General features: G+C 45.0%; 20 protein-coding genes, 8 tRNA genes, 1 rRNA gene and 1 pseudogene. 23 read left to right on the forward strand and 7 right to left on the reverse strand.

Annotated elements, in window-relative coordinates; translation table 11 throughout:
• Together ACTQWB_RS13705 and ACTQWB_RS13710 are read left to right on the forward strand one after the other, a co-directional pair.
• A 23S ribosomal RNA gene (locus ACTQWB_RS13705) occupies positions 1 to 111 on the forward strand; the annotation flags it as partial.
• 382 nt (positions 112 to 493) lie between these two features.
• Positions 494 to 1,906: an MATE family efflux transporter gene (locus tag ACTQWB_RS13710; RefSeq protein WP_441502867.1), complete on the forward strand. Its 1,413-nt coding sequence runs from the start codon at positions 494 to 496 to the stop codon at positions 1,904 to 1,906.
• Between the two features lie 282 nt (positions 1,907 to 2,188).
• On the opposite strand, the gene ACTQWB_RS13715 is transcribed toward ACTQWB_RS13710, so the two are convergent.
• Both ACTQWB_RS13715 and ACTQWB_RS13720 read right to left on the reverse strand, forming a co-directional pair.
• Positions 2,189 to 3,151, reverse strand: a complete 963-nt coding sequence (locus ACTQWB_RS13715; protein ID WP_441502868.1) for a substrate-binding domain-containing protein — start codon at positions 3,149 to 3,151, stop codon at positions 2,189 to 2,191.
• A complete protein-coding gene (locus tag ACTQWB_RS13720; protein WP_118579240.1) occupies positions 3,144 to 3,356 on the reverse strand; it encodes a TOBE domain-containing protein in 213 nt (70 codons plus the stop codon). Before ACTQWB_RS13720 ends, ACTQWB_RS13715 begins: the two co-directional genes overlap by 8 nt.
• A gap of 159 nt (positions 3,357 to 3,515) precedes the next feature.
• Between ACTQWB_RS13720 and ACTQWB_RS13725 the strand changes: the two genes are divergently transcribed.
• From ACTQWB_RS13725 to ACTQWB_RS13740, 4 genes are all read left to right on the forward strand, one after another.
• Positions 3,516 to 3,635 (forward strand): DUF6783 domain-containing protein, encoded by a 120-nt coding sequence (locus ACTQWB_RS13725; RefSeq protein ID WP_441502869.1) that lies wholly within the window; start codon positions 3,516 to 3,518, stop codon positions 3,633 to 3,635.
• 93 nt (positions 3,636 to 3,728) lie between these two features.
• Positions 3,729 to 4,619 (forward strand): molybdate ABC transporter substrate-binding protein, encoded by an 891-nt coding sequence (gene modA, locus ACTQWB_RS13730; protein ID WP_441502870.1) that lies wholly within the window; start codon positions 3,729 to 3,731, stop codon positions 4,617 to 4,619.
• 138 nt (positions 4,620 to 4,757) lie between these two features.
• Positions 4,758 to 5,453, forward strand: coding sequence for a molybdate ABC transporter permease subunit (modB, locus tag ACTQWB_RS13735; protein WP_441502871.1), 696 nt, complete (start codon positions 4,758 to 4,760; stop codon positions 5,451 to 5,453).
• Positions 5,453 to 6,505, forward strand: coding sequence for a sulfate/molybdate ABC transporter ATP-binding protein (locus ACTQWB_RS13740; RefSeq protein WP_441502872.1), 1,053 nt, complete (start codon positions 5,453 to 5,455; stop codon positions 6,503 to 6,505). The genes modB and ACTQWB_RS13740 overlap by 1 nt, the downstream gene beginning before the upstream one ends.
• A 154-nt stretch (positions 6,506 to 6,659) precedes the next feature.
• Here the strand turns inward: ACTQWB_RS13740 and ACTQWB_RS13745 are convergent.
• Both ACTQWB_RS13745 and ACTQWB_RS13750 read right to left on the reverse strand, forming a co-directional pair.
• Positions 6,660 to 6,730: transfer RNA gene (locus ACTQWB_RS13745), tRNA-Trp, on the reverse strand.
• Positions 6,731 to 6,820: 90 nt separating this feature from the next.
• A tRNA-Ser gene (locus ACTQWB_RS13750) sits at positions 6,821 to 6,908 on the reverse strand.
• A 140-nt stretch (positions 6,909 to 7,048) separates the two neighbouring features.
• Between ACTQWB_RS13750 and epsC the strand changes: the two genes are divergently transcribed.
• A complete protein-coding gene (epsC, locus tag ACTQWB_RS13755) occupies positions 7,049 to 7,975 on the forward strand; it encodes a serine O-acetyltransferase EpsC (RefSeq protein ID WP_441502873.1) in 927 nt (308 codons plus the stop codon).
• Here the strand turns inward: epsC and ACTQWB_RS13760 are convergent.
• The gene (locus tag ACTQWB_RS13760) at positions 7,950 to 8,207 is read right to left on the reverse strand and encodes a DUF6783 domain-containing protein (protein WP_441502874.1); all 258 of its coding nucleotides are present in this window, start codon (positions 8,205 to 8,207) and stop codon (positions 7,950 to 7,952) included. The two genes, epsC and ACTQWB_RS13760, sit on opposite strands and share 26 nt — an antisense overlap.
• 127 nt (positions 8,208 to 8,334) lie before the next feature.
• Between ACTQWB_RS13760 and ACTQWB_RS13765 the strand changes: the two genes are divergently transcribed.
• The 6 genes from ACTQWB_RS13765 (at position 8,335) to ACTQWB_RS13790 (ending at position 8,858) form a co-directional block, all read left to right on the forward strand.
• Positions 8,335 to 8,405: transfer RNA gene (locus tag ACTQWB_RS13765), tRNA-Gly, on the forward strand.
• Between the two features lie 3 nt (positions 8,406 to 8,408).
• Positions 8,409 to 8,481: transfer RNA gene (locus ACTQWB_RS13770), tRNA-Gly, on the forward strand.
• A 41-nt stretch (positions 8,482 to 8,522) separates the two neighbouring features.
• Positions 8,523 to 8,593 (forward strand) — tRNA-Gly (locus tag ACTQWB_RS13775).
• A 3-nt stretch (positions 8,594 to 8,596) separates the two neighbouring features.
• Positions 8,597 to 8,669 (forward strand) — tRNA-Gly (locus tag ACTQWB_RS13780).
• A gap of 42 nt (positions 8,670 to 8,711) precedes the next feature.
• Positions 8,712 to 8,782, forward strand: a tRNA-Gly gene (locus tag ACTQWB_RS13785).
• Between the two features lie 3 nt (positions 8,783 to 8,785).
• Positions 8,786 to 8,858, forward strand: a tRNA-Gly gene (locus ACTQWB_RS13790).
• Positions 8,859 to 9,062: 204 nt separating this feature from the next.
• Here ACTQWB_RS13790 and ACTQWB_RS13795 read toward each other — a convergent pair.
• Complete coding sequence (locus ACTQWB_RS13795) at positions 9,063 to 9,278, reverse strand: DUF378 domain-containing protein (protein ID WP_441502739.1); 216 nt, start codon at positions 9,276 to 9,278, stop codon at positions 9,063 to 9,065.
• Between the two features lie 173 nt (positions 9,279 to 9,451).
• Positions 9,452 to 10,549 (reverse strand): DUF5067 domain-containing protein, encoded by a 1,098-nt coding sequence (locus ACTQWB_RS13800; RefSeq protein WP_441502740.1) that lies wholly within the window; start codon positions 10,547 to 10,549, stop codon positions 9,452 to 9,454.
• A 125-nt stretch (positions 10,550 to 10,674) separates the two neighbouring features.
• Here ACTQWB_RS13800 and ACTQWB_RS13805 point away from each other — a divergent pair, with 125 nt between their 5' ends.
• From ACTQWB_RS13805 to ACTQWB_RS13850, 10 genes and pseudogenes are all read left to right on the forward strand, one after another.
• Entirely contained in the window at positions 10,675 to 11,604 is a 930-nt protein-coding gene (locus ACTQWB_RS13805; RefSeq protein WP_441502741.1) for an alpha/beta fold hydrolase, read from the forward strand.
• A 137-nt stretch (positions 11,605 to 11,741) separates the two neighbouring features.
• Positions 11,742 to 11,897, forward strand: coding sequence for a hypothetical protein (locus ACTQWB_RS13810; RefSeq protein WP_441502742.1), 156 nt, complete (start codon positions 11,742 to 11,744; stop codon positions 11,895 to 11,897).
• Positions 11,898 to 12,266: 369 nt separating this feature from the next.
• Complete coding sequence (locus ACTQWB_RS13815) at positions 12,267 to 13,211, forward strand: ABC transporter permease (protein WP_441502743.1); 945 nt, start codon at positions 12,267 to 12,269, stop codon at positions 13,209 to 13,211.
• Positions 13,208 to 14,572 (forward strand): ABC transporter permease, encoded by a 1,365-nt coding sequence (locus ACTQWB_RS13820; protein WP_441502744.1) that lies wholly within the window; start codon positions 13,208 to 13,210, stop codon positions 14,570 to 14,572. The genes ACTQWB_RS13815 and ACTQWB_RS13820 overlap by 4 nt, the downstream gene beginning before the upstream one ends.
• 15 nt (positions 14,573 to 14,587) lie before the next feature.
• The gene (locus tag ACTQWB_RS13825) at positions 14,588 to 15,595 is read left to right on the forward strand and encodes an ABC transporter ATP-binding protein (RefSeq protein WP_441502745.1); all 1,008 of its coding nucleotides are present in this window, start codon (positions 14,588 to 14,590) and stop codon (positions 15,593 to 15,595) included.
• The gene (locus tag ACTQWB_RS13830; RefSeq protein WP_441502746.1) at positions 15,596 to 16,606 is read left to right on the forward strand and encodes an ABC transporter ATP-binding protein; all 1,011 of its coding nucleotides are present in this window, start codon (positions 15,596 to 15,598) and stop codon (positions 16,604 to 16,606) included. It abuts the gene before it with no gap.
• A gap of 158 nt (positions 16,607 to 16,764) precedes the next feature.
• Complete coding sequence (locus ACTQWB_RS13835; protein WP_441502747.1) at positions 16,765 to 18,429, forward strand: peptide ABC transporter substrate-binding protein; 1,665 nt, start codon at positions 16,765 to 16,767, stop codon at positions 18,427 to 18,429.
• A 174-nt stretch (positions 18,430 to 18,603) separates the two neighbouring features.
• Positions 18,604 to 20,148 (forward strand): annotated as a pseudogene (malQ, locus tag ACTQWB_RS13840) (4-alpha-glucanotransferase); the annotation flags it as partial.
• The gene (locus tag ACTQWB_RS13845; protein WP_441502748.1) at positions 20,145 to 21,878 is read left to right on the forward strand and encodes an ABC transporter ATP-binding protein; all 1,734 of its coding nucleotides are present in this window, start codon (positions 20,145 to 20,147) and stop codon (positions 21,876 to 21,878) included. The pseudogene malQ and the gene ACTQWB_RS13845, both read left to right, overlap by 4 nt.
• A complete protein-coding gene (locus ACTQWB_RS13850; RefSeq protein ID WP_441502749.1) occupies positions 21,878 to 23,620 on the forward strand; it encodes an ABC transporter ATP-binding protein in 1,743 nt (580 codons plus the stop codon). Before ACTQWB_RS13845 ends, ACTQWB_RS13850 begins: the two co-directional genes overlap by 1 nt.

Consider the following 23,620-nt stretch of genomic DNA (forward strand, 5'->3'; position numbering starts at 1 on the left):
CCCATTCGAAAGAAGTAAACCCCCTTGAAGACGACGAGGTAGATAGGGCAGGGGTGGAAGTGCAGTAATGCACGGAGCTGACTGTTACTAATAGGGTGAGGGCTTGACCAAAAAGCGAGGAAGCGGTCAAGACAGGAAAGAAGCGGACGGAAGCAAGCTTGCTTGTGGACGGAAGCGGATTGACTGGCTTGAATATTTGCGAAGCAAAAGGCACTGAGCGACGAAGTCGCGAAGTGACCGCTGGACTTCCAAGCGGACGCATGGTAAAATGATTCCATTAGGATGTAAGCATGTATGTAGTTTTGAAGGTACAGAGATTAAGACGGTAGCCGGTTGGTTATCGTTTTTTTTATAATTTTTTATAAAAAGTTCCACCTGTTTCCATTTTGCTATTGCATTATTTTAAAATATGTAGTAACTTAATATCTACCACGCTGCGATAACAGAACAAACATTCTGTTTTGGGGCATGGAAATGAAGGGGGAAATCGTTAATGGAAAAGACAGTGAGTAAGAGAGGCTTCCGGGAGAAATTCCTTGGTGATAAAGCCTTTTATAAGATGGTTCTTGCAATCGCGATACCGATTATGATACAGAATGGTATCACTAATTTTGTCAGTCTTCTGGATAATATTATGATCGGAAGAATTGGCACGGAACAGATGTCAGGTGCTGCCATTGTGAATCAGCTCTTATTTGTATACAATTTGTGCCTGTTTGGAGGTGTATCCGGAGCAGGTATCTTTACAGCGCAATATGCTGGGCAGAAGGATCATGAAGGAGTCCGTCAGACTTTTCGTTACAAATTATGGCTTGTGATCGTTCTCACTATCCTTACAGTGGCAATTCTGGTCTCATCAGGAGAAACATTGATCGGAATGTATCTGAAAGGGGAAGGAAGTGCCACAGCTCTGGAGGCAACAAGCAGATATGGAATGCAGTATCTTTGGATCATGCTGGCCGGTCTGCCGCCATTTATGATCAGTCAGGCATATTCCAGTACACTCCGGGAATGTGGAGAAACGGTTCAGCCTATGAAGGCAGGGGTAATTGCCGTACTTGTGAACCTTGTGTTTAATTATCTCCTTATTTATGGTAAATTTGGTTTCCCAGAACTGGGAGTGAGAGGAGCAGCAATTGCAACGGTTATTTCAAGGTATGTAGAAGTTGCAATAATAATCCTATGGACACATACACATACGGATAAGATGCCTTTTGCCAAGGGACTTTACCGTACCTTGAAGGTACCAGCGAATCTGACCAGGAAAATATTGATCAAAGGAACACCACTTTTGCTTAATGAGACACTTTGGGCCGCTGGTATGGCGATTCTCACACAGTGTTACTCTGTACGGGGGCTGAATGTGGTTGCTGCCCAGAATATTGCAAATACCATTAATAACGTATTTAATGTGGTATTTATTGCCCTCGGTGATTCAGTCGCAATCGTAGTGGGGCAGCTCCTTGGTGCTGGAGATATGGAAAAAGCAAGAGATACAGATAATAAGATGATCGTGTTTTCTGTAATGTGTTGTACTGGTGTTGCTATGGTCATGCTTATAGTTGCTCCGTTTTTTCCAAGATTATACAAGACAAATCAGGACGCAAAGGAGCTTGCGAAATATTTTATTATGATCATGGCTGTTTTTATGCCTCAGAATGCGTTTTTGCATGCAGCATATTTTACCCTGCGCTCAGGGGGAAAGACCATCATTACATTTCTGTTTGACAGCGTGTTCGTCTGGTGCGTCAGTGTACCGATCGCATATTGTCTCAGCCGATTTACCGGACTTCATGTACTGCTTGTATTTGCCATGGTGCAGGTAGGGGATATTCTGAAATGTATTGTAGGATTTATTCTGGTAAAGAAGGGCGTGTGGATGCAGAATATTGTTTCCAGCCGCTAAAGAGTGTTAAAAAATAGCAGATGCTTTCAATTTCCTTATAGCGTAATTATGAATTATGTTATGTAGAAATTGAAAGCATTTTTTACTATGAAAGTCCTGTGCGGCAGCTATGAATAAGTCATGCTTGCATGACTTATTTATAGATATCGCACAGGCTAGACCATATGAGTAAGTAGGGCGATAGCCCGGATTATGAATATGGTCGGCAGTTACGGGAGTGCCGCAGGCACGGAGTAACTGACTTTCATATATAAAAATGTCTGCGTAAGCAGACATGTCCGTTTAAATAGAAAGCAACTCTCCTGTTCTGGTGACATTATAACCAGTTTGCCCCTGAAGAATGGTACGGAAATCTTCTGAGCGTACGATCTCAAGAAGCGCAGAGAATCCTGGCTGGGAAAGGGCGGCAGTCTCCATGACCAGATACATGGGAAGAGACTGCAGCGGAATAAAATCCAACAAACCGGACTGGTGTGCTGCATATTCTTCGCCTAGAGCTACATCTGCTTTGCAGGTTGTAATAGCTGCGGCCGCAGAAAGATCAGATACAAGTTCTGTGGAATAGCCGTCTAATTGGGATGGGGCAATTTTGTTTGAAAAAAGAAACTGATCCAGATAAATTCTGGGAGTGCTTCCCTTCTCACGGTTAATAAATTTTATGCCTTTTCGGCTCAGGTCCCTTAGTTCCGTAATATTTCTGGGATTCCCTGAGCGGACATAGAATCCCAGATCATATTCATAAAGGCACAGAAGAGACAAAGGGGTTCCTGGAACCAGACTGCAGATCTGTTCCCGCTCCAGGCTGGCACAGGCAATATGGGCCTTTTGAAAATAAAGAGAATAAAGGCTGTTATAACTGTTCATAAAAGACTGGAGCACAGGAATTCCTGCAGGATGTATAGATATCTGGCTGATCAGAAGCTCTAGTGCGGGGGAAAATTGTCCGCAGAGAATCAATCCGCTGGAGTGAAGCAGGTAATCTCTTTTTAAAAGAGAGCTTTCCGGAGGCAGCTCTGGAATCTGTAAATTCCCACCTGGCGAGCCAAGAGTGGCAGATTGGGAACCGGTCAAAGTACTTCCGGAATCCGAACGCTCCAGGTATTGGTTTAGCTGCTGCTCGCTGATCCTAAGCTGTTTTCCCACTTTGGAGGAATAAAGCTCTCCACGTTTGATCAATTCGTAAACGGTATTCTTTTTTATCTGAAGCTTGTCCGCAACTTCCTGTGCGGTATAAAGCTTATTCATCAATTCCCACCATAACGTTTGTTGCTTTGATCACAGCATAAGCGTCAGAGCCTACTTCAAGTCCAAGCTCTTCCACTGCTGCGCAGGAAATGGTAGCTGTGATAATATTTCCCCCACCGATATCAATGGTGACGATGGAATTTACAGCTCCTTTATTAATGTTGATGACTTTTCCCTTTAACTGGTTACGTGCACTTAATTTCATGTTAAAATCCTCTCTTCGTTTTGAATAGTGTTGTAGAAGATTGCAGAAATAGTTTTTACAAACTTTAAAATATCATAGCATGCGGAAAATAAAATAACAAGCTGTAATCTGTGTAATCCTGAAGCTTGTTAAAAATGGTTACTGCATGATTTTTCAATTTTGACAGCTCTAGCTCTAGAGCGTACCCCCAAAAATCATTCCTGTAATCTGCACGCCCCACTTTGCGGTATATTTTGCAGAAAGCCTTTTGGGGGCACGCTCCAGGATGAATTGACATAAGAAAGTGAATCAAGTATAATGAACAAAACAAAAAGAAACATGATGAAACATAACAAAACAGGATAATACAAAACAGAAATGGAGGAATACGAAATGAAAAAAAGAGTATTTGCAGTGTTAATGGCAGGAATCATGGGAACGATGATGTTTGGAACAACCCTGGTATCTGCGGAAACAGAGGAAAAGCCAGAGTTGAAAGGTGAGGTTTACGCATTTATCGCGGCTAGTCTGAATAATGCCATGGAGGAGCTCCAGAAAGATTTTAATGAGACATATCCAGATGTTGAGATCTTTTATAATGCAGACAGCTCTGGCACATTACAGACCCAGATCGAGGAAGGAGCACGTTGTGACATTTTCTTCTCAGCAGCTACCAAGCAGATGGATGCACTTGTGGATGAAGGACTTGCAGATAAAGATTCTGTAGTGAATCTCCTTGAAAATAAGGTGGTCCTGATCAAACCTAAGGATGGAGAGACCAAGGTTACTGGTTTTGAGAATATTACAGATGCTGCAAACCTTGCACTTGCAGGGGAGGATGTACCTGTTGGACAGTATTCCCGTGAAATTTTTGAGAACCTTGGAAGTACAGATGAAGTAAACAAGATGGAGATCAACGAAGGCAAGAATGTTACAGAGGTACTTGCTTCTGTAAGTGAGGGAAGTAATGAAGTTGGTATCGTTTATGCAACAGACGCTGCATCGGTAGCGGATTCTGTTGATATTATTGCTGAGGCACCGGCGGGAAGTCTTCAGACACCTGTACTTTACCCGGTTGGAATGGTAGAGGATAAAGAAGCAAGCGAGGAGGATAAGGCAGCTGCAGCGGCGTTTCTTGAGTATCTTCAGTCTGATGAAGCACTTGAAGTATTTGAGAAATACGGATTCGCAGCTTATGTAACAGATGAAAAATCTGATGATACACAGGCTGGGGAAGAGAATGCAGAGCCCACTGAGGAAGCTGCTGAAGATACAGCAGAGTAATTTTTATCTAGAGCATGTTTGAAAAAGGAGTTCTGTAAGCTATGCGCCACATTTTGCAGGATGTTTTTTAATAAGCTTTAGGTTCTGCAGGACGATATGTGTGTGAGTAAAAATGTTAGATAAAAAAAGGATAATAATATGGGAGAATTTCTCAGTGAAATAAACTGGAGTCCTTTATGGATTTCCCTGAAAACTGGCGTGGTGGCCACGATTATCGCCTTTTTCCTTGGCGTGTTTTGTGCAAGAAAGATCATGAAGTTAAAACCAGGAGCCAGGGCAGTAATGGACGGTATTCTGACAATGCCCCTTGTTCTTCCTCCTACAGTAGCCGGATTCTGCCTGCTTCTGCTTTTCAGTCTGAAAAGACCTTTTGGAAGCTTTCTGTTGGATAATTTCGATATTAAGGTGGTCCAGACCTGGATAGGATGTGTGATCGCCGCTTCTGTGATTGCCTTTCCACTAATGTATCGGAATGCCAGGGCGGCTTTCGAGCAGGTGGATGTGAATCTGATCTATGCGGGGAGAACTCTGGGAATGAGTGAAGGCCGGATTTTCTGGAAAGTGATCATGCCGGCAGCGGGACCTGGAATTGCTTCGGGTACGGTACTTGCTTTTGCCCGTGCAATCGGAGAATACGGCGCTACATCTATGCTTGCCGGCAATATTCTTGGAAAGACAAGAACAGTTTCCGTAGCCATCGCTTCGGAGACTGCGGCGGGAAACTTTGATATGGCTGGTTTCTGGGTTGCGGTAATTATATTGATTTCGTTCCTGGTGGTTGCGGCAATTAATATTGTTTCAGGCAGGGGAATGCAGACCAGGAGGTGGATATAATGGTGATTGAGCTTGATATTCAGAAAAATTTTAAAGGCTTTTCCCTGAATGTGAAGCTAAAAGGACATGACGGGACTATGGGAATCCTGGGGGCTTCCGGAAGTGGGAAGAGTATGACACTTCGTTGTATCGCCGGAATTGAGACCCCGGATTCCGGGAAAATCATCATTAATGGGAAAACGGTTTTTGATTCCGAAGCAAAAATAAATCTGAGACCACAGGAGAGACGGGTAGGGTACCTGTTTCAGAATTATGCCCTTTTTCCAACTATGACTGTGGAGAAAAATATTGCCTGCGGCTATCGCGGGGATAAAGGCGGACTTTCACAGAAGGTGGCGGATTACATAAAGAGATACCATCTGGAAGGGTTGGAAAGGCATTTACCTTCACAGCTTTCCGGTGGACAGCAGCAGCGTGTGGCTCTTGCTCGTATGATGATCGGAGAGCCGGAGGTGATTCTTCTGGATGAGCCTTTTTCTGCGCTGGATGGTTACCTGAAGGATGTCCTGCAGAGAGATATGCAGAATTTTCTTAAAGATTACAAGGGCGATATGATTCTTGTTACACATAGCAGGGATGAAGCATATAAATTCTGCGACTGGCTGACGCTGCTAAATAACGGCAGAGAGATTCTTACCGGTGAGACCAAAACGGTTTTTGAAACTCCGGAATTTCTGGAAGCAGCAAAGCTTACAGGGTGTAAAAATTTTTCTGCAATGCAGAAGATGGGAGAGCGGGAAGTGTATGCACTGGACTGGGGAATCATGCTGCATACCAGTCAGCCGGTTACAGATGACATTACCCATGTGGGAATCCGGGGACACTGGATACGGCCTGCAGAGCATGATGGAGATAACTGTATGGCAGTTCAGGTGGTAGAATACATAGAAAGCACGTTTGAACACCAATATTTAATGAAAAATAAAAGAGAAGAGGACAGTATGCCGTTATGGTGGATGTGCCCCAAAAGAGATTTTGAGGAGAACGCGAAGAGCTGCCAGCCAGATTACCTGTATTTTCCACCGGAGCATTTGATGCTTTTAAGAAAATGAAGATATAAAAAAAGACCGGAAACGGTCTTTTTTTATAGTAACATCATTTCTATTCGATAAGATACCTGACCAGGTGGTTGACTAGGTTTCAAAATTCCCAAAAAACAAAACGCCGAAAGCCTAGTAAAATTAAGGCTTTCAGCGCTTCAAAGAGCAGGGGATGAGAGAATCGAACTCCCACCAAAGGTTTTGGAGACCCCTATCATACCATTTGACCAATCCCCTATATTTTGTTTCTGTTGCAATTATACATACAAAAGATACAGTTGTCAAGGCAAAAATAAGAAAAATCACGAAAACAAATAAAATAGAAAGCGGAGATGGAGGGATTTGAACCCTCGCACCGGTTGCCCGGCCTACCGCATTTCGAGTGCGGACCCTTCAGCCACTTGGGTACATCTCCACGACATGTTCCATTATATCTGCGCCTGGGAGAAAGGTCAATCCTTTTTTGCTGTTGGTGGAAAAATTATTGACGGAAAATCAATAGTGTAATATTATGAATAGAAAGTGTCTGTACAGAATGAAGTGAGGAGAATCATTATGAGCGATAAGAAAACATCCATAGAGAATGCAGTAGCCCGTCTGACTGCGAACTATCGGAATGAGGAGCTGTTTCTGACAAAAAGCGGGAGACATCTGCCTGTCCGTGCAGCTATTATTGATATTGTGAAAGAGATGAGATCTGTTATTTTCCCTGGATATTTTGATATTGACTCAGGGGCAGCGGTTTTTCCAGAACATTATACCGGATATCTGTTGAATGATCTGTTTGACCGTATGCAGAAGCAGATTGAAACTGCTTTTCTTTATGTGGGAGAGGAAACGACCAGCGCCTGTGGAAAGGCTGCACAGGTGACAGCTAAGTTCTTTGAGCAGCTTCCCAATGTACAGGAGATGCTTTTGAAGGACGTTCAGGCTGGCTTTGATGGTGACCCGGCTGCTAAGAGCAAGGAAGAGATTATTTTCTCTTATCCGGGTTTTCTGGCTATATATGTATATCGTTTGGCACATATTCTCTATTTGGAGAAGGTTCCGTTTATTCCCCGCATTATGACAGAATATGCCCATGATCATACCGGGATCGATATTAACCCGGGAGCAACCATTGGGGAGTATTTCTTCATTGACCATGGAACCGGAGTAGTAATCGGAGAAACAACGACGATTGGAAACAACGTGAAGCTTTATCAGGGCGTTACACTTGGTGCGCTTTCTACCAGGAAGGGACAGCAGTTATCTGGTGTGAAGCGTCATCCTACTATTGAAGACAATGTGACGATCTATTCCAATTCTTCCGTCCTTGGTGGAGAAACAGTGATCGGAGAAAATACCATTATTGGTGGTAATACTTTTATTACGGAATCTATTCCTGCCAATTCCAAGGTAAGCGCCAAGAGTCCGGAGCTTGTGATCAAGAAGCCGCGTACTCATGTGGAAGCTTCTAATGTGTGGGATTGGGAGAATTAAGGAAAAAATAATAGCAGAAGGAAGTGCTTTTCCTAAAATGTTCTGATGAAAAACAGAACATTACAGGAAATGGAGGAACTATTCCGGTGGTTGTACAACAGGAGGGATGTGTACAGTCACTGGAGCGTGCCAGCCAAATCATTTCTGCAGTCTGCACGCCCCACTTTGCGGTATATTTTGCAGAAAGCCTTTTGGGGGCACGTTCTAGGGATTCTGGAAAATACAGGCGCATTTGGACACGTATATTGCACCAATCTTATAAACAAAAGAAAAAACTTTAAAAAATTTCAAAAAGGTTGTTGACAAAATTGCAAACATCGGATATACTAAGCTTCGTTGTGACGGACAAGCACAAATGTGCGGGTGTAGTTCAATGGTAGAACACCAGCCTTCCAAGCTGGATACGTGGGTTCGATTCCCATCACCCGCTTATGCGATAGTGGCGTAGTTGGTAACGCGCGACCTTGCCAAGGTCGAGACCGCGGGTTCGAGCCCCGTCTATCGCTCTTCTGACGGAAGTCAGGTACTCACATTTGGATACAGATGTGCGGGTGTAGTTCAATGGTAGAACACCAGCCTTCCAAGCTGGATACGTGGGTTCGATTCCCATCACCCGCTTGTGCGATAGTGGCGTAGTTGGTAACGCGCGACCTTGCCAAGGTCGAGACCGCGGGTTCGAGCCCCGTCTATCGCTCTTTTAACAGAATATCAGATATGCACATTTGTTCACAAATGTGCAGGCGTAGGTTAATGGTAGACCCTCAGCTTCCCAAGCTGAATACGTGGGTTCGATTCCCATCGCCTGCTTATGCGATAGTGGCGTAGTTGGTAACGCGCGACCTTGCCAAGGTCGAGACCGCGGGTTCGAGCCCCGTCTATCGCTCTTCTAAACCAGGAAGTAAGCTTCCTGGTTTTTTTGTGTCAATAATGCGCATTGTGGTGAAGAAACAGATGGTACCGGAGGCGGCCAGCCACAGGTAGAGGATCCTGCAGAGCAGGATTCGCTTCTTGCATAAAAAACCGGCAAATGTAGTTATAGCAGTTACATTTGCCGGGCAAAAAAGAGTATGGGCAATCCAGAAAGTTCTTATGCGTTATCTTTGCTGGAGCATATAGTTCCATAGAAGCTGAGCAGATACAGACCGCTAAGGCCGACCAGAGCATAGATGATCCTGGAAATCCAGCTCATGCTTCCAAAGATAAGAGCAACCAGATTGAAATTGAAGAAGCCGATCAGTCCCCAGTTGATCGCGCCGATTATGGTAAGAGTAAGACAGAAACAATTTAAAAATTTATTTCCCATAAGTCACCATCCTTTCGTACCTATATTGTTCCTGTTCAGCAGAAATTTATACAAAAAAAATACGCGAAATTCGGAATGCTGAATTTTCGCGTATTTTTGAATCTGGTTATAAAATATTTTTATCTGCCATGACTGTGCTTTTGGGCAAAGTTTAGAGTATGCCTGAAAAATCCCTACTGGAGATTTAAGGTCTGGGAGGCTGTACTTCCGGTATCAAGGCCAAACGCGTCGGTTGCCTGTAAAGTTACAGGGCTCATATCCTGAAGGGAAAATGCCTGACATACATTCACGGTTTCTCCTGGCTGGATTTCCTTCATGAAAGCATCAATGGCGTCATCGCTGCTGGCTGGAATGGCTGCCTCAAGAGAAATGCCATTCTGGTAAGCGGTAAGGTTTACATCTACCATAGCACTGGAAGCACTTTCGCCATTATTGGTGTAATCATAATAAACCAGAAGACAAGGTTCCCCGCCAAAGTCGGTGGAAACGACGTTACGTGTATAATGGATGGAAAAGCGCTCATTGGAAAGATCGATGGTGCCGGTTGCAGCGGAGGAATCTGGTGAAGAAGAATCCGCTGCATCAGAAGCCGGGGCGGCAGAAGAATCAGAGGCTGCCAGTGTCTGGCTAATCTCATCTTCTACACTTTTGAAATTGGCGGACATGATCTTTACTGTTTCCTCGTCAAGAGAGGTAACTTTCCACTGTCCATTTACCTTGATCATTGGATAAAGGATATCTGTTTCACTGAATTTATCTTCCAGGTTTGCGGCTTTTTCATTTAAAATAGAAGCAAGTTTGTTCTGGGTTTCCTGCTCTGTAAGGCTTTCACCGGAAAATGCACTGGAAACGATCTGACGGAGAAATTCCGTTACGGTTTCGCGGTAGATATCAGAGCCGTCCACATAGCGGATGCGTGCTGTGACTTCTGCTGTGCCATCTTGAAAACTGAAACGGGTTCTGGTAATTTTCCAGGTCATCTTGGCATTGATGGATTTGAAGAAACTTTCATAGGTGGCGTTTCTGACATCGGCATTATCAAGGGCTGAGAGATCAGCACTTTGTAACATGTTCTCCATGGTGCCAAAGTCCAGGTTCTGGATACCGGTAAGATATTTTTCCAGTTCTTTAGCTGGCTGGCTGCGCTCATAGAAATAGTAGCCCACACCTGCAGCGATGGCAAGAATGAGAATAAGCAGGAGCAGGATGCGCCCGGCTTTTCCCTTCTTTTTCTTTGGAACTGGTGGTGTATTTAATTGTTTTTCTTCCATGTTTCCTCCTTTGGTTTAGACTGATGTGTATGATATTATAATATACTCCATAGAGTGTGTCAAAGTATTTACGGATGATCGCAATTTATGGTAAAATAGGAAAAAAGAAGAAAGGCGGAAAAACTATGAGTGCAAAATACGAAGCTTATATAGAATCAGAGGCAGATGGCCTTGATATTTCCGTTCTGGCAGTGGTTCCGGATGAGAAACCATATAGGGGAATCCTGCAGCTTGTTCATGGAATGAGTGAATATAAGGAACGCTATCTTCCGTTTATGGAGTACATGGCCCAAAAAGGATATGTATGTGTGATCCATGACCACAGAGGTCATGGAAAAAGCGTCCGGGCCATGGATGATCTTGGATATATGTATGGCGGCGGGGCAGATGCGATTTTGAAGGACATTGGAGCTGTAAACCGGGAAATGCACCAGCAGCTTCCTGATCTGCCGCTGATTTTGTTCGGGCACAGCATGGGTTCTCTGGCAGTACGTGCTTTTGCAAGAGACCATGATGACTGTATGGACATGCTGATCATTTGCGGTTCCCCCAGTAAAAATACGGCAAGACCTCTTGGCGAGGCAATTGCCCACGCAGAAAGTGCCATTTTTGGTCCCACGCACAGAAGTAAGGTGATAGAAACCTTGTCTTTCGGCGGCAATGTAATGCGTTTCAGGAAAGATAAAAACTGTACATCCTGGATCTGTGCCAACAAGGCAGCTGCACAGGAGTATTCAGATTCCGAATTGTGTGGATTTACTTTTACCGATGATGGTTATCTGGCACTTTTTGAACTGATGAAGCGTGCTTACGATGTAAAACACTGGCATTGTACCAGACCGAAAATGCCGGTTCTTTTTGTAAGTGGGGCAGATGATCCTTGTATGATCAATGTGCGCCATTTTGCAAAAGCAGTGCAGGATATGCGTCATGCAGGGTATGTGGATGTAAGGGGGAAGTTGTATCCGGGAATGCGCCACGAGATCCTGAATGAGACAGACCGGAAGAGGGTTTACCATGACATTGCTTTCTATATTAAGAAGAAGGGATTTTGAAATCAGATCCAATCTTCTGTAAATTGTAAGGTACATCTTGTAGAAGGTTTTTGGGAAGTACGCTTTGGCTGCCATGAATAAAAAGCTTCATTTGGCACATACTGATATTATCATTATTGTGCGAAATGGAGATTTGTATGAGAAAAAGAGGCTGGATTTTGCTGCTGGTTCTTTTGTGTGTGGCTTTTCTCATGAGCTGCGGCAAAGCTGCGGAGCCGGACGAAGCAAAAGGAGAATTGGTAAGAATGGAAAGAGAGGGATGCCCGTGCGGTGTCCTTCTTTTTTTAGTATGAAAGTCCTGTGCAGCAGCCATGAATCCAGCATGTTTGCATGATGGATTTATGGATATTGCACAGGCTAGACTTTCATTCATGGTGATGTCTGCGTAAGCAGACATGTCCGTTTAGTGACGGGAAGCATTTCTAATACAGACAAATGTCTTTGTACAAAATACACAAAAACTTACAACAATATCGCGTAAAAATGATGTAAGGTTAAAAAATCACACTGTCACTGTTCTAAAGTTTAAAATGTTACTTGAATAAAGTGTCTCGAAATGCTATAATTCAACTCACGTATTATAAAAATGAATTCTGGTCAGAAATCAGCCTGACAAGGAAATGGAAATAAATGTTTTCGACCAGATATAACAAGGAGGAAAAATGGGAAAGTACTTTGCAAAAAGACTTGGAATGGCAATTCTGACTATCTTTCTGGTAGCCTGTCTGACATTCCTGCTGATGAATGCTGTACCGGGAAGCCCATGGCTCAGTGAGAAAACACCTTCCGAGACGACACTTGCAGCGCTGAATGCCAAATATGGACTGGATAAGCCTGTTTATGTACAGCTTTTTATGTATCTGAAAAATATTCTTCACGGTGACTTTGGAGTGTCTCTTAAGATGCAGAAGAACCGTGCCGTTCTGGACATTATCGTGGATATGTTCCCGGTATCTGCCAAGGTGGGTGCACTTGCACTTGCGTGGGCGATCCTGGGGGGCGTCCCTCTTGGATGTCTTGCAGCGTTTAAGCGTGGTAAATTTACAGACAGCCTTCTTCGTGTGATCTGTACACTTGGAATTTCCATGCCAAGCTTTGTTGTGGCATCTGTTCTTTTGGTAACCCTGACTGGAAACAATGCACTGAACCTGTTTCCGTCTATTTTTGACCCGTCACAGGGATGGCGTGCATATGTGCTGCCATGTTTTGCACTGGGCTTTTATCCAATGTGCTATACAGCCCGTCAGACACGTTCTGCCATGCTGGATTCCTTAAGCCAGGAGTACATTAAGACAGCCCGTGCCAAAGGTCTGAAAAACAAGAAGATCATTTTCAAGCATGCTCTTAGAAATGCGTTGATTCCTGTTATTACATATTTAGGACCGCAGGTGGCATTTACTCTTTGCGGTGGTTTCGTTGTAGAGAGTGTTTTCTCTATTCCGGGACTTGGACGTTATTTTGTACAGTCCATCCAGAACCGTGACTATCCGGTTATTATGGGAACTACTATTTTCCTTGCAGCATTTATTATTCTGATGAACCTGGTTGTAGACCTCCTGTATAAGGTTGCTGACCCGAGAATCAGCCTTACGAAAGGAGGAGAATGATCGTGGCAGAAGATAAGAAAATCAAGAAGTGTCCGGTTAGTCTTCAGCCGGATATTGAAAATCTCCTTCAGGATTTAAGCCCGGATGATTTCACATCTGCGTCCAGACAGGAGAAGGATGATTTCATTCAGGACCGCCAGAGCGTTTCCTACTGGAAAGATGCCTGGAGAAGACTGAAAAAGAATGTTGTGGCTATGGTTGCCCTTGGCGTGATCGTATTCCTGTTTCTGTTTGCCTTTGTGGGACCGCTTTTGATTCCATATGGTTATGATGAGTTTAATAAAGGTGCAGAGAACCTTTATCCATATCACTACACACTGGAGGATACCCAGCGTGTCAATGACGAGATTGCGGCGAGAACCCAGTCTGAGGCAGTGGATGTAGATGAGATGATTGCCCAGGCGAAAGCTGAGGCTGAGGCGAAAGGTGAGAAATTCACCAAGAAAGATGAGGCAGTTCTTCGTGCAAAAGCAAAAGTTGCTGCAAAACCTGCAGAAGACGCTTCCGAAGAGCAGAATGTAGATGAAGATTCTGTGCGCAAAGAGCTTGGCGTAAAGAAACATCTTTTTGGCTATTCCCAGGATGAACTGGAGCGCAAGGCAAATGGGGAAAAGGTATTTCCTCATGTATTTGGTACTGACATGTATGGCCGTGATATTCTGGTCCGTGTTATGTATGGAGCACGTGTTTCTATGTCCGTCGGTGTATTTGCGGCTATCCTCGTGCTTGTGATCGGAGCCGTTTACGGTGCTATTTCCGGTTATTGCGGAGGTAAAGTAGATGCTGTGATGCAGCGTATTGTAGAGCTGATCTATGCGGTTCCGGAGATGCTGGTAGTACTTCTGATCGCAACTGCGCTGAAGCCCATCCTTACCGAATATGTCAACTCAGCAGGCGGCAGTCCTCTTAAGGCATTTGTCAATGTGTTAGGACCAAACCTGATTTCCATGTTTATTGCATTTGGTCTGTTATACTGGGTTACCATGAGCCGTATCATCCGTGGTCAGGTACTTCAGCTGAAACAGCAGGAATATGTAACTGCAGCCAGAGCGCTTGGCGCTTCCGGTGGACGTATCATCCGTCGTCATCTGCTTCCGAACTGTATCGGACAGATCGTTGTTACCACCTGTCTGCAGATTCCGTCTGCTATTTTCCTGGAGTCTTTCTTATCCTATCTTGGCGTTGGTGTATCGGCACCGCTTCCAAGTCTTGGCTCCATGGCTACCGATGCATTAAGCGGTATGTACACTTATACTTACAGACTGATCGTACCTTCTGTGATCCTGAGTATTATGATTCTTGCCTTTAACCTGTTTGGCGATGGCCTTCGTGATGCCCTTGATCCGAAGCTGAAGAAATAAGAGAGGAGGAGAAAAATGTCTGAACAGAAAAATAAATTACTGGAAGTAAAAGACCTGAAAGTCTCCTTCTTTACACCTGCCGGTGAGGTAAAAGCCGTTGGAGGTATCTCCTATGACCTTGATTATGGCGAAGTTATGGGAGTTGTTGGAGAATCTGGTTCTGGAAAGAGCCAGGAAGCATATTCTATTATGGGGCTGTTACAGTCCCCAGGTAAAGTAATCGGAGGCTCGATCACCTTTGAGGGAAAAGATGTTCTTTCTTTTTCCAAGGAGGAGATGACAGCATTCCGTGGCAACAAAGTCGCCATGATCTTCCAGAACCCTATGACCTGCCTGAATCCGGTTTATACTATCGGAAATCAGCTGGTGGAGGCTCTATGTGCCCATGATAAAAAGATCAGCAAGGAAGAAGCTGAAAAGCGGGCTATGGAAATGATGGAAATGGTTGGAATCAACAATGTGGAGAAGCGTATGAAACAGTATCCACATGAGTTTTCCGGCGGTATGAGACAGAGAGTTATGATCGCTATGGGACTGATCTGCCATCCGCAGCTGCTGATCGCAGATGAGCCGACCACAGCACTTGACGTTACCATTCAGGCCCAGATTCTGGATCTGATGAAGGATCTTCAGAAGAAGACCGGGATGGGAATCATTTTTATCACACATAACCTTGGTGTTGTGGCAGATATCTGTGATAAGGTATCCGTTATGTACGCAGGTAAAATCGTAGAGCAGGGACCTGTAGATGATATTTTCTATGAGCCTGCACATCCATATACAAAGGGACTTCTTCGTTCCATGCCCCGTGTGGATGCAGAGAGCTATGAGAGACTGATCCCGATCGAGGGAACTCCGGTGGATATGCTGAATCCGCCAGAAGGCTGTCCATTTGCGCCGCGCTGCGAGCATTGTATGAAGATCTGTCTGAAGAAAATGCCTCCTTACGTGGAAGTGGGCGAGAAACACCGTTCTGCCTGCTGGCTTCGTGTTCAGGAGCTGATGGACAAGGAGGAGAAATAAATGGCAGAAGAAAAGAAACTTCTGGAAATCGAGAATTTACGGAAATATTTTCCAATAAATGGTGTAAAAGGTCCAGGTGTCCAGGCTGTACAGGATGTTTCCCTTTATATTAAAAAGGGTGAGACTCTTGGTCTGGTAGGAGAGTCCGGATGTGGAAAGACCACACTTGGAAGAACTATTCTCCGTCTGTATGAGCCTACTGGTGGAAAGATCATTTACGATGGTGAAACCATCTATGACAACCCTCTTGATAAAGATGGAAAACCTCTTGGAAAGCCTAAGGCTGTGAAAATGCTTCCATACAGAAGAAAAATGCAGATCATTTTCCAGGATCCGTCAGCTTCTCTTGATCCACGTATGACAGTTGGTGAGATCATCGGAGAGGCAATTGACATTCATAAGCTTGCGGCAAACAAAAAAGACCGTGCAGATATGATCAAAGAATTGCTTGCGAAGGTTGGACTGAATACCGAGCATGCGAACCGTTATCCGCATGAGTTTTCCGGCGGACAGCAGCAGCGTGTTGGTATTGCCCGTGCCCTTGCGGTAAAACCGGAATTTATCGTCTGTGATGAACCGATTTCTGCTCTGGATGTTTCCATTCAGTCACAGGTTGTAAACATGCTGGAGGATATGCAGGAACAGATGGGGCTGACCTACCTGTTTATTGCACATGACCTGTCTGTTGTACGTCATATTTCAAATAGAATCGGTGTTATGTATCTGGGGTCTCTTGTGGAGCTTGGAGAGAGCTATGAGCTGAACAGACATCCGATCCATCCATATACGAAAACATTGCTTTCTGCGGTTCCGGTTCCGGATCCGAAGCTTAGCCGTACCAGGAAGCGTATCATTCTGGAGGGAGATGTGCCAAGTCCTATGAATCCGCCAAGCGGATGCCGCTTCCACACCAGATGTCCATATGCTACCGAAAAGTGCAGCCAGGTGGCACCTGTATTTAGGGAGCATGAGCCAGGCCACTGGGCAGCCTGTCATTTGCTGGATAAATGATAAATATGCAGATTCAATCGTTTTAGTGTGTAAGCACGAATTGCTTTTGATTCTGGTATTATATATGGTATTACGTTCTTCCAAGAGAAGAACTGCTTAATACACGCGTCGGTTCTCATTTCTCATGCGGCGCAAAAAAGCAAAAAGGAGGAAAAGTAATGAGAAAGACAAGAAAATTAATGTCTATGGCACTGTCTGCAGCTATGGTAGTAAGCATGGCAGCCACCCCTGTATTCGCTGAGGATACAGCAGCTTCCGATGAAGGTTTCAACCTGAATCTTTGTATCGCATCTGAGCCACAGACCATCGACCCTGCACTGAACTCTGCAGTTGACGGAGCTATTATGTGCAACCATATGTTTGAGGGTCTGGTTAAATGGGTAAATGACGGCGAAGGAAATGCAGTTACAGCTCCTGGACAGGCTGAGTCCTGGGAGAAGACTGAGAACGAGGATGGCACTGTTACTTATACCATCAAACTTCGTGACGGAATCAAATGGTCTGACGGACAGGCTGTAACAGCTGGTGACTTCGTTTATGCATGGCAGCGTCTTGCAAATCCTGAGACAGCAGCAGATTACTGCTACATGATCGATATGGTAAAAGGCTATGATGCAGTTGCTGATGGAAGTGCAGATCCAAGTACTCTTGGAATTTCAGCTGTAGACGATCAGACTCTTCAGATCGACCTTACCTATGATTGCCCATATTTCGAAGAGATCATGGCTTTCCCGGCAACTTTCCCGGTTCGTCAGGACATGGTAGAAGGCAGCGATAACTGGACATTTGATCCAAGCACTTACATTGGAAACGGACCATACAAAATGACAGAGTGGTCTCATAATGCTTATATCTCCATGGAGAAAAATGAGAACTATTATGATTATGAGAACCTTGGACCAGATACCATCAAGTTCACACTTCTTGATGATAACAACGCTATGCTCAAAGGCTTTAACAACGGAGAGCTTGATTTCATCGAGAATCTTCCTGTAGATGAGATCCCGACTTACCTTGCTTCCGGACAGCTGGAAATCGGTGACTATCTTGGAACCTACTATGTATGCTTCAATACAGAGGATGAGGTATTCTCTGATCCTAACATCCGTAAAGCATTCTCTCTTGTAATCGACCGTAACTACATTGTAGAGAACGTTTCCCAGGCTGGAGAGGTTCCGGCTGACGGATATGTTCCGAATGGTGTAAATGATGCAGCTGGCGCTGGAAGCGATGACTTCCGTACAGTAGGTGGTTCTTACTACAGCATCTCTGAGGAGGATTACGAGAAGAACTGTGAAGAGGCTCGTCAGCTTCTTGCAGATGCAGGTTATCCGAACGGCGAAGGCTTCCCAACTGTAGAGTACTTATACAACACAGCTGATAACCACAAAAAGATCGGTGAAGCTCTTCAGAACATGTGGCAGACAGAGCTTGGTGTTACTGTTAACCTGAACAACCAGGATTGGAATGTATTCCTTCAGAACAGAAAAGATGGTAACTTCCAGATCGCACGTAACGGATGGATCGCAGATTACAATGATCCTTGCTCCTTCCTTGATATGTGGTACACAGATGGTGGAAACAACGATGCTCAGTACTCCAACCCGGATTATGATGCAGCAATCGATGCAGCAAAAGCTACTTCCGATCCGGAAGAGCGTATGAAAGCGTTCCATGAGGCTGAGGATATCCTGATCGGACAGGACAGCGTACTTGCTCCTATCTACTTCTATACACAGCCATACATGCTCAATGAGAACATTGATGGTATGTACTACACACCACTTGGATACTTCTTCTTCGGTTATACAACCAAGAAATAATCCAGAGGAAAATAAAAAATAAGCGTTCGGCGATTCTACAGGAATCGTGATAAAAAGAACGGCAGCAGGCACTCGGGGAAATTCCCGGGTGTCTGTTTTTATGTAACAGGATTCTTTCTTGACCTGCCATGTATGAAAGCGGTATAATAAACGGATAATGGTTATTATAGCAACAGACAGGAGGAACACACGATGAGAGCAAGCGGTATTTTGTTACCGATATCCAGCATCCCTTCCAATTACGGAATTGGATGTTTTTCGAAAGAAGCATACGCTTTTGTGGACAAGCTTGCAGGGGCAGGGCAGAAATACTGGCAGATTCTGCCTCTTGGTCCAACTGGTTATGGGGATTCCCCGTATCAGTCTTTTTCCACATTTGCAGGAAATCCCTATTTTATTGATCTGGAAGAGTTTATCCAGAGAGAGCTTCTCACTGCTGCGGAATGTGCCCAGTGTGACTGGGGAGGAAGCGAGAGCTATGTGGACTATGAGAAAATATATAAATCCAGATTTACCCTTCTTCGTACGGCGTATTACCGCTTCTATCAGATGGACAGGGAAGATAAGGAGTTGCAGCTGATCCGGGAAGAGATGGAAGAATTTGAAAAAGAGCAGGGCTTCTGGCTTTCTGACTATTGTCTTTACATGGCTGTGAAGGACAGTCTGAAAGGAATTGCCTGGAATAAATGGCCGGAAGAGTTGAAAACGCGGAAACCGGAGGCACTTGCCAAGGCAAGGGAAGAGCTGAAAGAGGACATCAGCTTCTATGCCTTCCAGCAGTTCTGGTTCTATCGTCAGTGGAGTCAGCTGAAAAAATATGCAAATGACAGGGAAATCAGGATCATCGGTGACCTTCCTATTTATGTTGCATTTGATGGCGCAGATGCCTGGGCGAACCCGGATCTGTTCCAGTTCGACGAGGAGGCAGCGCCTGTAGCAGTAGCTGGCTGTCCGCCAGATGCTTTTTCCGCAACCGGCCAGCTGTGGGGAAATCCTCTCTACAATTGGGAATACCATAAGAAAACAGGTTACAGCTGGTGGATCCTTCGCATGTCCCATTGTATGAAATTGTATGATAAGGTACGTATCGACCACTTCCGTGGTTTTGATGAGTATTGGGCGGTTCCTTATGGGGATGAGACTGCAGAGAATGGACAGTGGGAAAAGGGTCCAGGAATTGAATTGTTTAAGGTATTGGAGCAAAATATTCAGAACCTGGATGTGATCGCGGAAGACCTGGGATTTCTCACAGACAGTGTACGGGAACTGCTTGCCCAGTCCGGATATCCGGGAATGAAGGTGCTTCAATTTGCTTTTGATGAAAGCGGCGAGAGCGTTTACCTTCCATTCCGTTATGATAAGAACTGCATTGTGTACACCGGAACCCATGATAATGAGACGACCAAAGGGTGGCTGGAAGGTCTGTCACAGTCAAATCAGGACTACGTGAACCAGTATACAGCATGTGAGGGGAAAGGCGTAGAAGAGTGTGTCTGGGGGCTGATAAGAGCAGCCCAGTCCAGTGTGGCAGATGTCTGTGTCATTCCTCTGCAGGACTACCTGACACTTGGAAATGAGGCGAGAATGAATATGCCCTCCACTTTGGGAGATAACTGGAAATGGCGTCTTACAAAAGACCAGTTCCATGAGGAAACGGTACAGCGTATTTACGCCATGACCAGATTATATGGACGAATTCAGGAGCAGAAAAAGAAATGAAAAAGTTAATCAGATTTTTGAAGGGGTACGAGAAAGAAAGCTTTCTGGCACCTTTGTTTAAAATGCTGGAGGCCACCTTTGAGCTGATCGTGCCTTTGGTTGTTGCAAGAATCATGGATATCGGCATTAAGAATCAGGATACTGCATTTATCTGGCATCAGTGTGTGATCATGGTGCTGCTTGGCGTAATCGGACTCGCATGTTCCCTGACAGCCCAGTATTTTTCAGCAAAAGCAGCTATGGGATTTAGTACGGCTCTTCGTAAGGAACTGTTTGCCCATATCAGCAAGCTTTCTTACAGGGAGCTGGATCAGCTTGGTACGCCTACCCTTGTGACAAGGATCACCAATGATGTAAATCAGGCACAGACCGGAGTGAATATGGTGCTTCGTCTGTTCCTTCGTTCTCCGTTTATTGTGGTAGGGGCTGTGATCATGTCCTTTACCATTGATGTGAAAATCGGTCTGATCTTCCTGATCGCGGTGCCGGTGATTTCTGTTGTTATTTACGGAATTATGCGCACAACTGTGCCAATTTACAAAAAGGCCCAGGCATCTCTGGACCGGATTTCTCTGATCACCAGAGAGAATCATGTGGGAGCCAGAGTGGTAAGGGCTTTTGGAAGGCAGCAGGAAGAATTTAAGGAATTTTCAGAAGTAAATGACGATTACACCAAGGTTCAGGTACGTGCCGGAAAGATTTCTGCACTTCTGAATCCTGCCACTACAGTTATTATGAACTTTGCCATTATCGGAATCCTCTGGTATGGAAGCAAGGAAGTGTCTGTTGGGATTCTTACACAGGGTGAAGTGGTAGCTCTTGTAAATTATATGAATCAGATCCTGATCGCGCTGATCGCGCTTGCCAACCTGATCGTAGCGGTAACCAAGGCGCTGGCTTCCGGTGTCCGGCTGAATGAGGTACTGGATACCCAGCCTTCCCTTACGGACGAGGGCAGCAGTGTACAGAAGGAGAATGACGGTGCAGCCAGAGTGGTATTTGAGGATGTAAGCTTTACTTATGCGGGAAGCAAGGAGCCGGCGCTGGAGCATATTTCCTTTACTGCACAGCCAGGAGAGACCATTGGCATCATAGGTGGTACCGGATGTGGAAAATCCACCCTGGTTAATTTAATTCCACGTTTTTATGATGTGTCTTCCGGAAATGTGAAAATTGACGGAAATGTGGTAAAAGAATATCCATTTTCACAGCTTCGTAAAAAAGTAGGAATGGTCCCTCAGCAGGCAGTTCTGTTTAAGGGAACCATCCGTGACAATATGAAATGGGGCAAAGAAGATGCTACCGAGGAAGAAATCCAGCGTGCACTTTCCATTGCCCAGGCAAGTGACTTTGTAAACAGTAAGCCTGAAGGGCTGAATACCATGGTAAGCCAGGGAGGCTCCAACCTTTCTGGTGGACAGCGCCAGCGCCTTACCATTGCGAGAGCGCTGGTTGGAGATCCTGAGATCCTGATCATGGATGACAGTGCTTCTGCTCTTGACTTTGCTACAGATGCTGCTCTTCGTCATGCCATTCATGAGCAGACCAAGGGAATGACCGTGTTTATTGTTTCCCAGAGAGCCACATCCATTAAACAGGCAGATAAGATCCTGGTTCTGGACGATGGACAGCTGGTTGGTGTGGGTACCCACAAAGAGCTTATGGAATCCTGTGAGGTTTACAGGGAAATCTGTCTGTCACAGCTTTCTGAACAGGAGGTGAACCGCTGATGGGAAAAAATAAAGATACGATGAAAAGAGTGCTGAAATTTATCAGCCCTTACAAAGCAAAAATCATCATTATGCTTCTGACAGCGCTTGTTACCGTTGGATTTACGTTATATACACCGATTCTTATCGGTAATGGTGTAGATAATATTGTAGGTCCGGGAAATGTAAATGTGGCAGGGCTTTTGAAAGTGATTGGAACGCTTGCCGTGATTGTTGTGGGAAATGCCATTTCCCAGTGGGTGATGAACCTGCTTACTAATCAGGTTACCTACAGTGTGGTACAGGATGTGCGGAGCCAGGCTTTTGCCCATCTGCAGGAGGTGCCGGTCTCTTATATTGATGCCAATCAGCCAGGCGATATCTTAAGCCGTATTGTTTCCGATGTGAGCCAGTTCTCTGATGGACTTCTCATGGGATTTACCCAGCTGTTTACCGGTGTGCTGACAATTTTTGGAACCATCGGATTTATGCTGTCCATCAGTGTGAAGATTGCAGTGATCGTTATTTTACTTACCCCGATTTCCCTGTTTGTGGCAAGCTTTATTGCCAGCAGGACTTTCCGCATGTTCCAGGAACAGTCTGAGAAAAGAGCGGAAATGACTTCCATTGTGGAGGAGCTTGTGGGAAATCAGAAGATCGTGCAGGCTTTTTCCTATGAGGAGAGGGCAAACGAGCGTTTCGGGAAGGTAAACGAAGAGCTTCGTGTATGTGGAATCAAGGCAATATTCTTTTCTTCTATTACCAATCCTTCTACACGTTTTGTAAATGGTCTTGTTTACACGGCTGTTGGAATTTTTGGTGCATTTACGGTAATTAAAGGTGGTATGACAGTGGGACAGCTTACCAGCTTCCTGAACTATGCCAATCAGTATACGAAACCATTTAATGAGATTTCCGGCGTTATCACAGAGCTGGAAAACGCGCTGGCTTGTGCGAAGCGTCTGTTTGATTTTATTGATACTCCGGTGCAGGAGCCGGATGTGCCAGGCGCGGTAGAGCTTAAGAAAGCAGATGGCCGTGTAAGTGTGGAGAATGTTTCTTTCTCCTACCGGAAAGAGGTTCCCCTTCTTACGGATATTTCTATTGATGTAAAACCAGGACAGAGGATCGCCATTGTAGGCCCTACCGGATGCGGTAAGACTACCATGATCAACCTGCTTATGCGTTTTTATGATGTGGATAAGGGTCAGATTAAGGTTAGCGGTTATCCGGTAAGAGAGCTGACGCGAGACAGCCTGCGTCGGAATTTTGGTATGGTGCTTCAGGAGACCTGGCTGAAGGCTGGAACCATACGCGAGAATATTGCTTATGGTAAACCGGATGCCAGTCTGGAAGAGGTTATGGAGGCTGCCAAGCATGCACATGCCCACAGCTTTATCAAGCGTATGCCAAATGGATACGATACCGTGATCTCGGAAGGTGGTGGAAATATTTCCCAGGGACAGAAGCAGCTGCTGTGTATTGCAAGAGTTATGCTGATGCATCCTGCAATGCTGATTCTTGATGAGGCTACTTCTTCCATTGATACCCGTACAGAGGTCAAAGTCCAGAAAGCCTTTGCTGAGCTGATGGAGGGAAGAACCAGCTTTATTGTAGCCCATCGTCTTTCTACGATTCAGGAAGCTGACCTGATCCTGGTCATGAAGGATGGAAATATTATCGAACAGGGGAAACATGAGGAGCTGCTGGCGAAGAAGGGATTTTATGCAAATCTGTATGAGAGCCAGTTTGCAGCGTCGTAG

The organism is Blautia sp. HCP3S3_H10_2 (genome assembly GCF_052122375.1).
Classification (GTDB): domain Bacteria; phylum Bacillota; class Clostridia; order Lachnospirales; family Lachnospiraceae; genus Blautia_A.